Origin of the sequence: Comamonas sp. lk (assembly GCF_900564145.1) — a bacterium.
Lineage (GTDB): Bacteria > Pseudomonadota > Gammaproteobacteria > Burkholderiales > Burkholderiaceae_C > Comamonas.
Genome location: NZ_UOOB01000002.1, coordinates 458,111 through 474,224, shown reverse-complemented (window position 1 = coordinate 474,224; position 16,114 = coordinate 458,111). Strand labels below are relative to the sequence as shown.

Annotated in this window: 14 protein-coding genes and 2 tRNA genes; 9 read left to right on the top strand and 7 right to left on the bottom strand. The window is 60.8% G+C overall.

Translation table 11 applies throughout. The features are described 5' to 3' along the window. The first annotated feature begins 73 nt into the window (after nucleotides 1-73). The 4 genes from EAO39_RS20965 to rrtA all read left to right on the top strand — a co-directional run bounded on the left by EAO39_RS20965 (nucleotide 74) and on the right by rrtA (nucleotide 2,631). Entirely contained in the window at nucleotides 74-721 is a 648-nt protein-coding gene (locus EAO39_RS20965; protein WP_120971612.1) for a biliverdin-producing heme oxygenase, read from the top strand. A 33-nt stretch (nucleotides 722-754) separates the two neighbouring features. Beyond that, nucleotides 755-1,594, top strand: coding sequence for a type II secretion system protein N (gspN, locus tag EAO39_RS20960; protein WP_240467153.1), 840 nt, complete (start codon nucleotides 755-757; stop codon nucleotides 1,592-1,594). A gap of 93 nt (nucleotides 1,595-1,687) precedes the next feature. Next, nucleotides 1,688-2,032, top strand: coding sequence for a YbaN family protein (locus EAO39_RS20955; protein WP_120971611.1), 345 nt, complete (start codon nucleotides 1,688-1,690; stop codon nucleotides 2,030-2,032). 56 nt (nucleotides 2,033-2,088) lie between these two features. Beyond that, the gene (gene rrtA, locus EAO39_RS20950) at nucleotides 2,089-2,631 is read left to right on the top strand and encodes a rhombosortase (RefSeq protein WP_240467152.1); all 543 of its coding nucleotides are present in this window, start codon (nucleotides 2,089-2,091) and stop codon (nucleotides 2,629-2,631) included. An 84-nt stretch (nucleotides 2,632-2,715) separates the two neighbouring features. Here the strand turns inward: rrtA and EAO39_RS20945 are convergent. From EAO39_RS20945 to EAO39_RS20935, 3 genes are all read right to left on the bottom strand, one after another. Beyond that, a tRNA-Val gene (locus EAO39_RS20945) sits at nucleotides 2,716-2,790 on the bottom strand. A gap of 5 nt (nucleotides 2,791-2,795) precedes the next feature. Further along, a tRNA-Val gene (locus tag EAO39_RS20940) sits at nucleotides 2,796-2,870 on the bottom strand. 71 nt (nucleotides 2,871-2,941) lie between these two features. Beyond that, nucleotides 2,942-4,639, bottom strand: a complete 1,698-nt coding sequence (locus EAO39_RS20935) for an AMP-binding protein (protein WP_120971610.1) — start codon at nucleotides 4,637-4,639, stop codon at nucleotides 2,942-2,944. 213 nt (nucleotides 4,640-4,852) lie between these two features. Here EAO39_RS20935 and EAO39_RS20930 point away from each other — a divergent pair, with 213 nt between their 5' ends. Then, entirely contained in the window at nucleotides 4,853-5,770 is a 918-nt protein-coding gene (locus EAO39_RS20930; protein WP_240467151.1) for an alpha/beta fold hydrolase, read from the top strand. Here EAO39_RS20930 and EAO39_RS20925 read toward each other — a convergent pair. The 4 genes from EAO39_RS20925 to hppD all read right to left on the bottom strand — a co-directional run bounded on the left by EAO39_RS20925 (nucleotide 5,767) and on the right by hppD (nucleotide 11,532). Continuing rightward, complete coding sequence (locus tag EAO39_RS20925; protein ID WP_120971608.1) at nucleotides 5,767-8,214, bottom strand: DUF3772 domain-containing protein; 2,448 nt, start codon at nucleotides 8,212-8,214, stop codon at nucleotides 5,767-5,769. The genes EAO39_RS20930 and EAO39_RS20925 overlap by 4 nt on opposite strands. A gap of 222 nt (nucleotides 8,215-8,436) precedes the next feature. Next, a complete protein-coding gene (phhA, locus tag EAO39_RS20920; RefSeq protein WP_120971911.1) occupies nucleotides 8,437-9,288 on the bottom strand; it encodes a phenylalanine 4-monooxygenase in 852 nt (283 codons plus the stop codon). Between the two features lie 55 nt (nucleotides 9,289-9,343). After that, nucleotides 9,344-10,309, bottom strand: a complete 966-nt coding sequence (locus EAO39_RS20915) for a tripartite tricarboxylate transporter substrate binding protein (RefSeq protein ID WP_346427114.1) — start codon at nucleotides 10,307-10,309, stop codon at nucleotides 9,344-9,346. A 107-nt stretch (nucleotides 10,310-10,416) separates the two neighbouring features. After that, complete coding sequence (gene hppD / locus EAO39_RS20910) at nucleotides 10,417-11,532, bottom strand: 4-hydroxyphenylpyruvate dioxygenase (protein WP_120971606.1); 1,116 nt, start codon at nucleotides 11,530-11,532, stop codon at nucleotides 10,417-10,419. A 259-nt stretch (nucleotides 11,533-11,791) separates the two neighbouring features. On the opposite strand from hppD, the gene EAO39_RS20905 reads away from it, so the two are divergent. The 4 genes from EAO39_RS20905 to lnt all read left to right on the top strand — a co-directional run bounded on the left by EAO39_RS20905 (nucleotide 11,792) and on the right by lnt (nucleotide 15,932). After that, nucleotides 11,792-12,274, top strand: a complete 483-nt coding sequence (locus EAO39_RS20905; RefSeq protein WP_120971605.1) for an Lrp/AsnC family transcriptional regulator — start codon at nucleotides 11,792-11,794, stop codon at nucleotides 12,272-12,274. 141 nt (nucleotides 12,275-12,415) lie between these two features. After that, nucleotides 12,416-13,138, top strand: a complete 723-nt coding sequence (locus tag EAO39_RS20900) for a GNAT family N-acetyltransferase (RefSeq protein ID WP_120971604.1) — start codon at nucleotides 12,416-12,418, stop codon at nucleotides 13,136-13,138. 181 nt (nucleotides 13,139-13,319) lie between these two features. Next, nucleotides 13,320-14,201: a transporter associated domain-containing protein gene (locus EAO39_RS20895; protein ID WP_120971603.1), complete on the top strand. Its 882-nt coding sequence runs from the start codon at nucleotides 13,320-13,322 to the stop codon at nucleotides 14,199-14,201. A gap of 129 nt (nucleotides 14,202-14,330) precedes the next feature. Beyond that, nucleotides 14,331-15,932, top strand: coding sequence for an apolipoprotein N-acyltransferase (gene lnt / locus EAO39_RS20890; RefSeq protein ID WP_120971910.1), 1,602 nt, complete (start codon nucleotides 14,331-14,333; stop codon nucleotides 15,930-15,932). The last annotated feature ends 182 nt before the right edge of the window (nucleotides 15,933-16,114 follow it).

The window sequence follows — 16,114 nt, the reverse complement described above, 5'->3', positions numbered from 1 at the left end:
TTTCCCTGGCCGATTGCACAGAGATGCAATGGCTTGGGGCGCTTCATCGATTGAATGGAAGTAAGGAAATCATATGAATGCTCAAACCGACCTCGTGAGCGGGTCCAGACTGTCTCAGCGGCTCAAGATCGAGACGGCGCAGCAGCATGAGCGCATGCACGAGTTGATGGCGCAGGGCAATCCGTTTGCGGACCTTGGCAGCTATGCGCGCTTTGTGGCGGCTCAGTATCTGTTTCAACGAGATGTGGAGCATTTGTTTCATGACACCGCCGTGAAGAAGGCGGTTCCCGATCTGGAAGCGCGCGGGCGTGAGGAAGCTTCTCTGGCGGACCTGGCCGATTTGGGAGCTGCAGTGCCTCAAAGCGCGCTGGCCAGTGAAGGCGTTGGCATGCCCGAGGCCTTGGGCTGGCTGTATGTGTCGGAAGGCTCGACCTTGGGAGCGGCTTTTTTGTTCAAAGAGGCCAGGGAACGGTTGGGCTTGTCGGAGACTTTTGGTGCCCGCAATCTGGCTGCCTACCCGCAGGGCAGGGCTATGGCCTGGCGCGCATTTGTGGCGTCTCTGGATGCGCCAGCGCTCAGCGACACGGCGACGCAAGACCGGGTGATCGCCGGAGCCAATGCGGCCTATGACCGTTTTGGCAGCTTGCTAGAGCAGCACTTTCCTTGCCCTGCCGAAAGCCGGGTTGCCGGTCACAGCGAAGCCCATGAAGCAGCGCTCTAGACCATAGCTGGCATGCGATGGCGCAGAACTGAGATGGAAAAGCCCGCAACAGCCGGTGCGCCTTGGCGCTGGGCTCTGGCGGGGGCCTTGGTTGGCGGGCTGCTGTGTCTGCTGGTGTTTTTTCCTGCGCGTTGGATCGCCGATACCGTTGCGTCTGCGAGCGGGCGGCACGTCTTGTTGCAGGACGCACGCGGCTCGATTTGGAAGGGCTCTGCAGTGCTGGTTTTGGCTGGCGGGGCAGGCAGTCGGGATGCCCAGGCATTACCGGGACGATTGAGCTGGCAGCTGCATGCGGGCCTGAGCGCTGCGGTACCAGGCACTCAAGACCGTGGCTGGGGTATGGGTGTCAGCTTGGAGCATGCCTGCTGCCAGAAGCAGCGGCTACAGCTGTTCTGGCTGCCATTTCAACAGCTGTTTCAGCTGTCGGCTCTGGATTGGCAATTACCGGCCCAGGTTCTTGCGGGCTTGGGTACGCCCTGGAATACCTTGAGCTTTGAAGGCCGTATTCAGCTGTCTTCGTCTTTTCTTCAATGGTCAAAAAGCCTGGATGCGGCGTCCATGCGCGGCAGCCTGGAGCTGAAGGCTTTGTCGCTTTCGTCCCGGCTCTCCACTCTGCGTCCCTTGGGCAGCTATCGCATGGTCCTGGACGCTCGGGGTACAGAATCGGGAACGGGTCTGGGGTTTGAACTGGGCACGTTGCAAGGTGCATTGCGCCTGAGCGGAAAAGGCCAGCAGCTTGCGGGTCATTGGCGCTTTCAGGGGCAGGCTCAGGCAGAACCTGGGCAAGATGCGGCGCTGGCCAATATATTGAACCTAATAGGAAACCGTGGCGGAGATATTGCGTGGAGCATCGTGCGCCCTCAGCTTCCTTGACTCATGACAGATCCTTCTTCCTCGCCCGAAACGTCATCCGCAGAAAAGGCTGCCAGCCCACGGCCTCTGTCCCTGCCTTTGCGCTGTCTTTTGATGGCGTTTGCTGTGCTGTGCGTGGTACTGGGCTTGATTGGTGCCGTGGTGCCCGGCATGCCCACAACCGTCTTCATCCTGATGGCGGCATGGGCCGCCATGCGCAGCTCGCCAAGACTGCATGGCTGGCTCTATGCGCACTCCACGTTCGGGCCCATATTGCGCAACTGGGATGAGGGAGGGCAGGTGAGCCGCCGTGTCAAATGGACTGCAAGCGTCAGCATGCTGTTTAGCTCCGCGCTGATTTTCCATCTGTCCGAAAAACCATGGCTGACCGGTTTGGCGCTGGCTGTCATGGCCTGCGTGCTGGTTTGGCTATGGCTGAGGCCAGAGCCTGAGGCATGAGGCCCGGCCCCGGCCCTTTTGCGCTGTGGCCGTGTGCGCTGGCGCTGTGTTTGTTGATGACTGTGCTACAGGCTTTGCCACTGTCTTGGCGAGAGCTGCTGCGCTATGAGGTGCAGGCCCAGGCATTAGGGCAATGGTGGCGGATGCTGACGGCCCACTGGGTGCATCTGAGCTGGGCTCACATGGCAATCAATGCCTGTGGCCTGTTGTTATGTTGCGCGCTGGCCGATGCCATGTGGACAGTGCGGCGATTGCTCACGAGCATGGCTGTGCTTGGAGCTATGGTCTCGCTGCTGCTGTGGGGCATTTCGCCCCAAGTCAATGACTATGTCGGCCTGTCCGGCGTGCTTTACGGTTTGATTGTCTGGATGCTGCTGCCCCCGGTGCTGCTACATCGCGATGGCATGGCCGCCATGGTGCTGCTTGTAGTGATGGGTTGGCTGGGCTGGCAGTCCTGGGTCGGCCCCGATTTGCGCGAGCAAAGGCTGATCGGTGGATACATCGTTACCCAGGCGCACTGGTTTGGAGTTCTGGGCGGCATTCTGGGTGCGCTGACAGGCTGTAGCCGTCAGTTGCGTGGCCGTGAATTGACTCAATAGCCGCTAGGCGGTGCTCCACCGGATGAAGCTCAGGTACAGCAAAACAAAAAGCCTCTTGAATCGTTGATTCAAGAGGCTTTTATTTGGTGCGCGATACATGGATCGAACATGTGACCCCTGCCGTGTGAAGGCAGTGCTCTACCGCTGAGCTAATCGCGCAAAAATGGTGGGTGATACATGGATCGAACATGTGACCCCTGCCGTGTGAAGGCAGTGCTCTACCGCTGAGCTAATCACCCGAAGAACGCTATTCTAGCAGCATTATTTTTGACCTTTTGGAAAACTCGCGTTTTTTCTCGAAAAGATGAAGTCAGGGCTTGTCGCGCAGCTCGCGCCTCAGGATCTTGCCCACATTGGTCTTGGGCAGCTCGTCGCGAAACTCGATGAAGCGGGGGCGCTTGTAGCCCGTGAGCTGCTCCTGGCAGTAGCGCATGACCCGGTCTTCGGTGAGGGATGGATCGCTGCGCACCACATAGACCTTGATGGATTCGCCCTGGCGCTCGTCCTTCACGCCCACAGCCGCGCATTCCAGCACGCCGGGGCACAAGGAGATCACGTTCTCCAGCTCGTTGGGATAGACGTTGAAGCCGCTGACCACCATCATGTCTTTCTTGCGGTCAATGATGCGGGTAAAGCCTTCGACATCGAGCACGCCTATATCGCCGGTACGCATATAGCCGTCGGCCGTGAAGGCCTTGGCCGTTTCCACCGGCTGGTTGTAATAGCCGCGCATGACATTCGCCCCCTTGATGCACAGCTCTCCCGACTCGCCTATGGGCAGACTGTTGCCCTCGTCATCCTTGATGGCTACGGAAATCCCGGGAAGAGGCAGACCTATGGTGGCGCTGAAGTGATCATTGGTCACCGGATTGTTGGTGCCTATGGCGCAGGTCTCGCTCATGCCCCAGCCTTCGATCATGGCGCTGCCGGTGACCTGCTGCCACTGCCGGGCCGTGCCTTCCGAGGCCGCCATGCCGCCGGCCTGCGAAATGCGCAGCTGCGAAAAATCGAGCCGACGGAACTGCGCGTTATTGAGCAGCGCGTTGAACAAGGTGTTGACGGCCGGCAGTATGTGATAGGGGCGCTGTCCCAGCACTTTCACAAACTTGGGAATGTCGCGCGGGTTGGGTACCAGGCTCAGACTGGCGCCCAGTCGCATGGCAAACAGACAGACGGTGAGCGCGAAGATGTGATAGAGCGGCAGTGCGGCAATGATGTGGGTTTCATTGCCCTTCACCTTGCCGTCGAGTGCCGGCGTGAACCAGGCATGGGCCTGCAGCGCAGCCGCCACGATGTTGCGGTGCGTAAGCACCGCGCCTTTGGACAGGCCTGTGGTGCCGCCCGTGTACTGAAGAAAGGCCACGGAATCCAGAGTGGCAGTGCTGGGCTTGAGCGTGCGCTGTGCGCCCTGGGCAAGCGCCTGTTTGAACGGGGTGACCTGTCGGCTGCTGGGGCCGCTGCCCAGCGGCAGGTCAAATGCCGGCACCATCTTGGCCAGATTGCGCACGGCAAAGGTGATCCAGCTGCCGAAGGCACCGCCCAGCTGGTCGCCCATGGCGGTCAGGCAGATGTGACGTATGGAGGTGCGCTCCAGTACATCGGCCAGGGTGTGGGCAAAGTTTTCCAGAATGATGATGGCCGTGGCACCCGAGTCTTTGAGCTGATGCTCTAGCTCGCGTGCCGTGTAGAGGGGGTTCACGTTCACGCAGGTGAAGCCCGCGCGCAGAACGCCGGCCATGCTCACGGAAAATTGGGGAATATTGGGCAGCATGATGGCCACGCGGGCATCGGGCTCGAGACCCAGGCTTTGCAACCAGGCTCCCATCTGGGTGGAGAGCTGATTGAGCTCGCCATAGCTCATCCAGCGGTCCATGCAGACAGAGAACGGACGCTCTGCATGCTGGGTAAAAGAGTCTTCCAGCAAGTGCACCAGGGAACGGTACTGCTCCGGATGCACCTCATGGGGCACATTGGGGGGGTAGTTCTTGAGCCACGGTGCTGCGTCCATAAAGATCCCTGGTTAAGCCAGCCGGCCTGAATCACCGTTTGGCTGATTGCATACAAAGAGATAGCAAGAGAGCCCTGAATTTGCGCGCTGCCTCCCGTGGGCGCAGCTGTTGCGCAGATTCTGTCAGGGAGTTTTTCAGGGTCTACCGGGGCTTGTCCTAGGGACTGCTGCCTGGGCGACTCTCTGGTAGCGTGCATGCAGGAGATGGAATCTGTGAACGCAAGAATCTGGCAAGCCGTCGTACTTTGCAATGCCATGCTGGCTCTGGGGTGGAGTCTCTGGTGCTGGCAGCACTCGCCAATCTTGGCGCTGGCGGGCTTTGTCTGGCCGTTCGTGGTGGTGGCGCTGCACCTGGGTTCGCAAATGCTGCTGATGCGCCGTGTCTGCGCACAGCGTGGCCTGCTTTTGCCGCCCGCCGTGGTGCTGGTGCGCGCCTGGGCGAACGAGTGGCTTTTGTCGCTGCAGGTGTTTGGCTGGCGCATGCCGTTCAGGGCACAGGCTGAAGCTGATGGCTGGAGTTGCAGCCCGCAGCAGCCGGTCGGTCTGGTGCTGGTGCATGGCTATTTTTGCAATCGCGCCGTCTGGGCACCGTGGCTGCGCAAGCTCAAGAAGCTGGGGATTGCCTGCACCGCTGTGACGCTGGAGCCCGCGCAGGGCGCGCCCATGGATGCCATGGTGGCCGATCTGGCGGCCAGCGTGCAGCGCATGATGAAGGCCACCGGCCGAGCGCCGCTGATTGTTGCGCACAGCATGGGCGGCTTGGTGGTACGGGCCTGGCTCAATACCTTGTCTGCCGAGCAGCAAGTGGCCCAGGCAGCCCATGTGATCACGGTGGCGACTCCGCACCGGGGCGCATGGCTGGCCCGCTTTGCCCGTCGCTTGCCGGCACGCGATATGCGCGAGGGCAGTGACTGGATCGACAGGCTGGGCTGGCCGCCGGACGCTGTGCGTTTTAGCTGCTGGGCCAGCCGCAGCGACAACATTGTTTTCCCGTCTGATCTGGCCCTGCTGCCAGGTGCCGAGCAGCACCTGTTGGAAGACGTCGCCCATATGCAGCTGCTGTTTGACGAGCGGCTGTGGCGGGCTTGCCTGCAAACCCATGCGCAGCTGTGTCTGCAGGCGGCTGTTTAAGCAGGATCTGCCTTGGTCTGCACTTCCGCAGCAGGAGCGACTGGCGCAGCCCGGTCGCGGATCACGTGGATGTCGGTGGCAGACACCAGGGCAATGCCTTGCTCGGCGGTCTGCTTGAGCAATTCGAACAGCAGATCGCTGCGTGTGCCGTAGACATTGCGCGGGCTGGAGACATGGCCAAAGCTGGTGATGTTCACCACGCTGCCGTTGAGGGAGTCCACATACATGGCGGGAACGGGGTTTTCCAGCACGGCTTCGTGTGCCGCATAAATGCCCAGAACAATGGACTTCAGGCGCACGATGTCGGTGCTCAAAGGCACGGAAAACGCCATGGAGATGCGACCCAGCGCGCCGTCCATGGTCAGGTTCTGCACGGGCTTGGTGATCAGCTCGGAGTTGGGCACGATGAGCGTGGCCTTGTCATCGGTCTGGATCTCGGTGGCGCGCACGCTGATGCGGCGGATATCGCCCACCTGATCGCCGATACGCACGCGGTCGCCGATTTTTACGGGCCGCTCGGCCAGCAAGATGAGGCCGGAGACAAAGTTCTGCGTAATCGCCTGCAGACCAAAACCGATACCGACGGACAGTGCACTGGCCACCAGAGCCAGTTTTTCAAAGCCTATGCCAAGGGCGGCCAGCGTCCAGAGCACGGCCAGCGTGATTCCCACATAGCGGGCCACGGTGCTGATGGAGTTGCGTGCGCCTATGTCCAGCTCGGTCCTGGGCAGGTAGGTCTCCACCAGCCAGTGCTGCAAGGTGCTGAAGATGGTCCAGCCGATCACGGCCACGACGATGGCACGCACCACGGCAAAAGGCTTGAGCACGGTGCCGCCTATGGTCAGGCCTTGGGCCACGGAGTCGCCCATGCTCAGCAAGCTGCTGGAATTGCCAAACGGTGCGGTCAGTGCTGCAAGGCCGCCCAGCAACAGTGCCACACGCACCAGGGCCGAAAGCAGCACGCCGGCTTGCTCCACACGTGCGGCGCGTATGCCCGTGCCCTGGGCGATGGCGCGTCCGCTACGGCTCTCCGCCGAAAGCAACCAGGTAAAGAAGTCATCGGCAAACTTCATGAGCAGCGTGGTGGCCAGCACCACCACGGTGATCCACACCATTTGCGTGGCCACGAACACCGAGAAGTTCAGATAGCCCAGCAGCGCTGCAATCAGTGCCGCCAGCACCGTGATATGCCCACCCAGCCAGGCCAGCATCAGCCAGCCGCCACGCTGCACGGGATGACTGGATTCGGCGTTCTGTGCTTTTTCCTCGGCCATGGCGTTGTGCCGCTGGCGCTGCTTTTTGAGGGTGACCAGCACCGTCGCGATGAGGGCCACATAGGTCAGTGCAATCAGTCCATCCAGAGCCACCGTGGTTACGGCACTGGTACGCGCCGCAATGCTCAGTGCGTTGAGCAGCATGGCAAACCAGGTCATAAATGCTGCACCCCAGGCAAAGCGGGTCAGGGCGGGTGCGGCAATATCGTCGATGTTGAGCAGTCGCCATGAAGGGCGCTTGGGCATCAGCATGCAGGCGCTGACGGAGAGGAAGAAAGCCGCCACAAACGAGGACTTGATCCAGGCGTCCGCCACGCTTTGCAGGCGCGGTGCAATCGCATCGATGGAGCGCAGGCATTCGATGAACACCAGACTGGCCAGTCCGGGCAGCAGGGTGCCGACCAGCAGCAACCATACGGCCAGGCCGGTGCGGCGCAAACGGGCGTCCGGTGCTTTTTCCGACATCGCAAACTGACGCCCGGCATGGCGCAGCCACATGCGCAGAGGAAACATCAGCACCAGGGCACCCAGCAGGCCCAGCAGCGGCGTGGACCAGCCATCTTTTTCAATGGCCGCAGCGAAAGTCGTCTGACCCTGGCGGTACAGGCCGGCCACGCGCTGCAGGTCCACAGGCACATGCTCGGCAAACTGTTTCCATAGCGAGGGAGACAGGGGGGAGGCCACCTTGCGGGCAATTTGCGCATTGAACTGCTGGGTGCGCATTTTCTCTATGGAGTCCGAGGTCTGCTGCGCTTCAATGGACAGCAACTTGCCGCGTTTGATGGAGGAGTCCAGATCGCTGCGCAGCGCGTCCAGCTCTTTGCGCTGTGTGCGAATTTCGCTGTCCTCCACCGCTCCTTCGGTCACCGGGCCCAGCTGTGCAATGCGGGCATCCAGTTGTTTGAGCAAGGGCTCCAGCGCCGTCACGGCAGCATCGGCATCGCGCTTGGTCTTGAGAGATTTTTCCGAAAGCGACTGCAGTGTCTCGGGCGCATCTGCATCGTCCAGCGACTTGCGGATCTGCTCCATGGCAGCGACAGCGCTGCTGATTTTTTCGGAGGGCTCGGACTGAGCGTCGGCCAGCAAGGAGGGCTCGGCCGCGAAGGCCATGCCGATACAAAGATGCAGCGCCAGAAACCAGCGCAGCAAGCGGGTAAGGCGTTGGTGCATGTGAGAAATGAAAGTGAGCGCCTGAGGGCGCGGCCACAGTCACTATAGGGTGTGTGAGGCCGGCAGGGTTTCAATCTGTAGCGCAGAGCGTCAGGCGCTGCGTAGTTGCAATGGCGGCGGCTTGCGGCATAAAGCTATTTATTTGATAGCTTTATGCGCTTTATTCATAGCCACTAGAGCCGAATTTTGCTTGAATTCCATCGCTGGCGCCTGGCGCGCCGCTCAGACCGGAATCAACTGCTCGCCCGGTAGCAATTGCTTGGCGCCTATGGTGGGTTGCTGGCGCAGCTGCGCATACAGCGGGGCAAAGTCGGCGTTGGCCAGGTCCAGCAGCTGCTGCATGTCGTCGATGACGAAATAGGTCTGCTGGTAGGTGTCGATCTTGTAGAGCGTGCGCATGGCGCGTTCCAGCTCCAGCGGCAGGCGATGGGGCTCGGGGCTGGTCACGCTGTAGTTCAGCTCGCCGGCTGAACTCAGGATGCCGGCGCCATAGGCGCGCACGCCGCCGCTTTCACGAATCAGCCCGAATTCGATGGTGTACCAGTACAGACGCGAGAGCATCTCGCAAGCGCCCAGCTCGGCCGCTTTCAGTCCGCCCTGGCCGTAGGCCTGAACGAAGTCGGCAATCACCGGGTTGAAAAGCAAGGGGATATGGCCGAACAGATCGTGAAAGATGTCGGGCTCGACGATGTACTCGAACTCCTCCGGGCGTCGAATCCAGTCCGTGACCGGGAACTTGCGCTGGGCCAACAGCGAGAAGAACGGCACTTCGGGAATCAGACCGGGCACGCCCACGATCTCCCAGCCCGTGGCCTTGTACAGCCGCTCGTTGACTTCCTCAAAGCGCGGAATGCGCTCCTTGGCGCCCAGCGCCGGCAGGGCGTCAATGAAGTGCTGGCTGGCCAGGCCGGGCAGCAGCGCACTCTGACGTTCGTACAGTCGGTGATAAGTGCTGTGATCGGCCTCGGTATAGGCCGCGTAATCCTGCGCACAGGTGTAGTCTTCTTTGGCTCGGCTGTAATCGCCGCGCGGCGGGCGGTCGGACTGGCCATAAACCACGGGTGCTTGTCCCATCATGTTCTCCTGATGCATTCACAAACCGGCCAAGCCGCTCGCTCGCTGCAAGGGCTCAGCTGGCCTTGATCTTGGTTGCGCTGATCAAAAACTGAAATTTACGGTTTTCGCGTTTCACAAAGTCTGCGAACTCCTGCAGACGCATGTCTTCCGGGGCAATGCCCATCTTGCGGTACTGGTCCTTGTATTTGGGGTCGGCCAGTGCGGCCTGAAAAGCCCGTGCATAGTTCTGCGCATCCTTGTCGGGCAGGCTGGCGGGGGCAAACACGCCAAACCAGGTGGCCACGTCAAAGCCGGGAACCGCTTCGTTCAGGCTGGGCACGTCGCGCAGCGCGATATTGCGATCCGGCGTGGTGACCGACAGGGCCACCAGCTCGCCCGACTGGATCAGCGGCAGAGCCGAGGCCAGGTTGTCGAACACCAGATCCACCTCGCCGCTGAGCAAGGCTTTTTGCGCCGCTGCCGCCCCGGCGTATTGCTGGTTGACCATGCGCAGATTGGCCAGCGCCTTGAGCATCTCGCCAGCAATATGGCCCACACTGCCGTTGCCGGCCGAGCCCATCTTCAGACCGTTGGGATGGGCCTTGAGAAAGGCCACCAGATTGGCCGTTGTCTGCAGCTTCAACTCCGTGGCTCTGGCCTTGGTCAGCACCAGCACGTTGGGAACGCGTGCCACCAGAATCAGCGGCTTGAAATCCTTTTGAGCGTCATAGGGCAGGGGCGTGCCCAGGTGGGGCAGGATGGCGTGCGTCGCCACGGCGCCCATGACCACCAGATTGTCCTGAGGCTTGGCCTTGGCAATCAGATCGACCCCCGTGGCCCCGCCGGCGCCTGGCTTGTTGGCCACCGTGATGGCCCCCAGTGCCTGCTGTGCGCCCTGGGCGAGCAGGTGCGCGGAGATATCCAGCGGCCCGCCGGCCGGGTAGGGCACCACAAAGGACAGGGGGCGGCTGGCGTTTTGCGCCAGGGCGGCAAAAGCCGATCCACACAGCAGGGCGGCGAGTACGAGAGAGCGTTTCACAATGGTTTCCGGTTTGTCTGCCGTTGTCTGGCGCTCGGGAGTATAGAAAGCCTGGCTGCCGTGCCGATCCAGTTCAGGAAAGAAATCCCGCCCTGTGGCGCTGGGGCTTACAGCACGCCGCGGCGCATCTGGTCCAGCTCCATGGTCTCGAACAAGGCCTTGAAGTTGCCCTCGCCAAAGCCGCTATTGCCCTTGCGTTGAATGAACTCGAAGAAGATGGGGCCCAGCTGGTTTTCGCTGAAGATCTGCAGCAGCAGCTCGTCGGGCTGGCCGTCCACCAGGATGTTGCGCGCCATCAGTTCGCTGATGGGCTCCTGGAGCTCGGGGATGCGCTTGGGCAGCAGCTCGTAATAGGTTTCGCTGGTGTTGAGCAGCTTGATGCCGTTCAGCTGCAGGCCGTCCACGGTGTCGTACAGATTGGTCGATCCCAGGGCAATGTGCTGAATGCCTTCGCCCTTGTACATGTCCAGATATTCCTGAATCTGGCCGGCCTTGTCATTGCCTTCCTCGTTGATGGGGATGCGGATCTTGCCGCAGGGGCTGGTCATGGCCTTGCTCTTGACGCCGGTGGACTGGCCTTCGATGTCGAAATAGCGGATTTCGCGGAAATTGAAGATGCGCTCGTAGAACTCGGCCAGCTCTGCCATGCGGCCACGGTAGACGTTGTTGGTCAGGTGGTCGATATAGGTCAGGCCCAGGCCAACGGGGTGCAGATCGGCGCCGGGCAGTGGCTCGAAGTCCACATCGAAGAAGCTGATGTTGCCCAGTTCGCCATCCTTGGCACCGTTCTTGCCGCGCCATTTGTCGATGAAATAGATCAGCGAATCGCCGATGCCCTTGATGGCGGGAATGTTCAGCTCGCCAGGTGCGGCGTGCTGGGCATAGCCCCAGGCACCGAGGGAGATGGCGCGCTCATAGGCAAATTTGGCATCGTCCACACGCACGGCAATGGCGCAGACGCTGGGGCCGTGCAGGCGGGCAAAGCGCTGGGCAAAGCTGTCCGGCTCGGCGTTGATGATGAAGTTGATCTCGCCCTGGCGGTACAGGGTCACGTTCTTGCGGCGGTGCTTGGCCACGGCGCTGAAGCCCATGCGTTCGAACAACTCGCCCATGGCCACCGGATCGGGGGCGGCGTACTCGACGAATTCAAAGCCGTCCGTGCCCATGGGGTTGTCCCAGGTCTGGAAGCCGGTGGTGTTGTCTTTTTGCAGAGGGGCGTTCATAGAGTTCTCCAGCCAGTGAATGCACGACAGCCATGCTGCTCACACAGCGCCTCGTTTCAAGCGCGTGTCAACCGCTTCGAAAGCGTGTCGATGTTGTTCTCACTGTAGGACAGGCCTATGGCAGTGTTTTTGCAAATCTGAGGTGTGCAAAAGCCGTTGTTTGCATGAAAATTGCGCAAAACTTTAATTTCTTGCAATTTAAATGGTTATCAAGGGTTAACCCGGAAGAAAAACTGCTTGCTTCTTATACTGCCCCGCCATGAACGTTACCCACACCATCGACAAACTGGACAAGGCGATTTTGCGCCGATTGCAGGCCAATGGCCGAGAAACCTATGACGTCATCGGGGAGCAGGTCGGCCTGTCGCCCAGTGCCGTGCTGCGCCGCGTCAAGCGGCTGGAGGAAGGCGGCGTCATCGACCGCTATGTGGCGCTGGTGCAGCCCGAATCCGTGGGCCTGGGCCTGACGGCTTACCTCAATGTGCGATTGGAAAAATACACGGAAACCAGCAAGCGCAACCCTATGGACGTGTTTCGCGCCAGCGTTCAGACTTGGCCCGAAGTGGTGGAGTGCGTGTCCCTGACGGGAGAGATGGATTATCTGCTGCGCGTGGTGGTGGCCGACATGCAGCATTACAGCCGTTTCATCATGGATACGCTGCTCAAGCACCCCAGCGTGCAAGATTGCAAGACCAGCTTTGTAATGGACAGAGTCAAGGTGACAACGGCCGTGCCGCTATAGGTTTTTTTACCTGCTTCATATGGACCATGAGCTAGTGCAAATACAGAGCTAAGGTGTTGAATTAACGCAAAATCCTTACGGAAATATTGCATTGCAGCATGGGACTTGCCGATATTCGGGTTTGTACTTATATTTCTAACCATGAACGATTCCAAAGACTGGTTGAAATCGCCCTGGCAGGCCGGCGCAAGCTGGCTGCGTGGCATGGGCAAGTCCCATGACGCCGAGCGCCGCTCGCCGTCCTTGGTCCCCATTCGTACCTTGAGTGAGCGCCACCGCGAGCGCGTGACTCTGCATCTGCTCAAGCTCGATGCAGGCGACCGCTATCTGCGCTTCGGCTATGCGGCCAGCGACGAGCAGGTGCGCCGCTATGCCGAGCATCTGGATTTCTCGCGCGACGACATCTTCGGCATCTTCAACCGCCGCCTGGAGCTGATTGCGATGGCGCACCTGGCGTTTGCCGGTCACCCCGAGCATGAGAAATGCGCGGAGTTTGGCGTCTCGGTACTCAAGACCGCCCGCGGCAAGGGACTGGGCTCGCGTCTGTTTGACCGTGCCGTGCTGCATGCCCGCACCAAGGATGTGTCGATGATGTTCATTCACGCACTGTCCGAGAATACGGCCATGCTCAAGATTGCGCGCAAGGCCGGCGCCACCGTCAAGCGCGACGGCTCGGAGTCCGAAGCCTATCTGGAGCTGCCTCCCGCCGGGCTGGACACCCATGTCAGCACCTTGGTGACCGAGCATCTCGGCGAGATGGACTACCAGCTCAAAAAGCAGGCCAACAACTTCTGGGCCTTTCTTGCCGGCGTGCAGGAAGTGCGCAAAGGTGTTCAGGAAGGCCGGCACAAGTCCGCCGAGTGATAAAGGCTTGATGGGCTTGCAGCGCTTTATCTGATTGCGCTACAAGCTATCGAATTGGTAGCAATTCTGTGTCCATCGAGATAACGGCTCATGGCTTTTTCAGGACGGAAAGCCGTGCGTCAACACAATCCGCTATTCTTCTAGGCTTGTTTGACTACCGCACGTCCTGCACTCCAAGACAGTGTCCGACCCCCATCCTGCGCGACTTTCCGAGAGGGAAGACAAGCGAAGCTTCCTGCAAAAGGTGGCTGAGTTCATCCATCCGGCACCGGAATCTGCCGATGAACTGATAGAAACCCTGGCCGACGCCGAAGACAATCAGGTCATCGGCACCGAGTCCCGCGTCATGCTCGAGCGCGTCATCCGCATGGCGGATATGAGCGCTGGCGAAGTCATGGTGGCTGCGCCACGCATGGATCTGCTGAATATCGACGCCCCCTTCGAGGAAATCCTGCACCAGGTGATCACCACGGCGCATTCGCGCTTTCCGGTCTACCAGGGAGAGCGCGAGAACATCATTGGCATTCTCATGGCCAAGGATTTGCTCAAGCTGCAGCGCTCTCCCAGCCTGAATCTGCGCGCACTGGTACGCCCGGCCTTGTTTGTGCCCGAGAGCAAGAACCTTAACGATTTGCTGCGCGAGTTCCGCGCCAACCGCAATCATCTGGCCATCGTCATCGACGAGTTCGGTCGTGTGGCCGGTCTGGTGACGATTGAAGACGTGCTCGAGGAAATCGTAGGCGAGATCGAGGACGAATTCGATATCCCCGAGGACGAGGGCGATATCTTTGCCCTGGCCGACAACAGCTACCGCGTGGCAGGCGATGCCTCCATCGAGCATGTGAGCGAAGAGTTCGAAACCACGCTGCACACCAGCGTGCATGAGGCGCACTTCGACACCATCGGCGGCTTGATTGCTCACGAAATGGGCCATGTGCCCAAGCGTGGCGAGCAGATTCACCTGGGCGGACTGGAATTTACCGTGCTGCACACCAAGGGCGGTGCGGTGCGCTGGTTCAAGGTCGTCCGAGATCCCTCGCCAGACAGTGTGGTGCGCAGTTAAGCTTGCGCCATCCGTCCTTCCCGCACCCAACCCCTCGGTTGGGTGTTTTGTTCGCGCCCCTTACTTTCAGCCTTAGCAATGCAAGCCAGCCAAGCCCTTTCTGCCTCCAAGACCCAACGCTCTGGCTGGATGGGGTGGGCAAGCTGGCTGCTGGTGGCTGCGGCCGGAGGGCTGCAGGCCTTCTCTCTGGCCTGGCCCTGGGCGCGCGGTCAGGGCGATGGCTGGCTGACGCTGGTCGGCGGCTACGGCCGTCCGTTGTGGTGGCTGCAAATTCTCTCGCTGGCCGTGCTGGTCCATGCACTGCTGGCCGCGCGCAGCCCGCTGGGGGCGGCGGCCAAGGCCATGGTGTTTGCCACCAGCTGGCTGGCCGCGACCTTCTGGTGGCTGTTTATCTCCATGCATACTTATGGCGGGCTGGCTGCGCCGCTGGCCGTGGCTGCCGTGCTGGCGCTGGCAGCATTTTTGGGCAGCTATTACGCTTTTGCATCCTGGTGTTTCAAACGCTTTACCCAGGTAGATAATGCGCAGGCAGCTATTGTTTTTGCTTCGCTGTGGACGCTGGCCGAGCTGGCGCGTGGCTGGCTGTGGACCGGTTTCCCCTGGGGCGCCGGCGGCTACGCCCATGTAGAAGGACCGCTTGCCGTGCTTCCGCGCTGGGTGGGCGTGTACGGCACGGGCTGGGCAGCGGCCTGGCTGGCGGCCTGGCTGGCAGCCCTGCTGTGGCGAAGGCAGAGCGCTCAGCCGCTACCGGCCTTGAAGTGGGTCGTGCCTTCGGCGCTGGCCTTGCTGCTGGCCTGGGGCGGTCTGTGGGGGCTGCAAAACGCAAGTACCCATGGCGACAGCGGCTTGCCCGGCATGAGCGTGGAGTTGCTGCAGGGAAATATTCCGCAAGACGAGAAATTCGAAATGGGATCGGGCATTCCCGTGGCCCTGGGCTGGTATGCGCGGCAGCTGCATGCTGCCACGGCGCAGCTGGTGGTGGCACCCGAGACGGCGATTCCGCTGTTGCCCCAGCAACTGCCCGAGGGTTATCTGGACTTTGTGCGCCAGCCTTTTGTGCAGCAAGGCGGCAAGCAGGCTGCCATGCTGGGTATTCCCCTGGGTAACTGGGATCAAGGCTTTACCAATACGGTGGAAGGCTGGGCGCCCGGCCAGACCCGGCCCTATGCATACGACAAGCACCATCTGGTGCCTTTTGGCGAGTTCATTCCGCCCATGTTCCGCTGGTTTACCGATTTGATGAACATCCCGCTGGGCGACTTCAATCGCGGCGCCCTGGCGCAGCCCTCGCTGCACTGGGCCGGCGAGCGTCTGTCGCCCAATATCTGCTACGAAGATCTGTTTGGCGAGGAGCTGGGCGCCAATTTCGGCGATGCGGCCACGGCGCCTACGGTGTTGGTCAATTTCAGCAATATCGGCTGGTTTGGCAACTCCATCGCCATCGATCAGCACCTGAACATCAGCCGCATGCGCACGCTGGAGTTCGAGCGTCCCATGCTGCGTGCCACCAATACCGGCGCCACGGTGGTCATCGACCACAGGGGAGCTGTGGTCAAGGCGCTGGCGCCGTTTGAACGCGCTGTTTTGCACGCCGAGGTCAAAGGGCGCGAAGGGCTCACCCCCTATGCCCGCTGGGTGCATGCCCTGGGGCTGGTGCCACTGGCGGTACTGTGTTTTGGCCTGTTGGCCCTGGCCTGGTGGCGTGCTCGCCGAACACCTCGCAAAGCCTGAAATACTTCGGTAGTGACTTACTAGATGGTCAGGATTAAGCTGTGCCAGCACAGGCTGGCGCGGCATTTGTGGCAGAGTTTGGGGTTTTTCTACGGGTTTTTGTCGCAGGGGCGCAGTCGCCAGCCTTGATAATGCCCGCTTATATTGTTGGCCCACTTGCGGGCTGAACCGACCCAGAATTT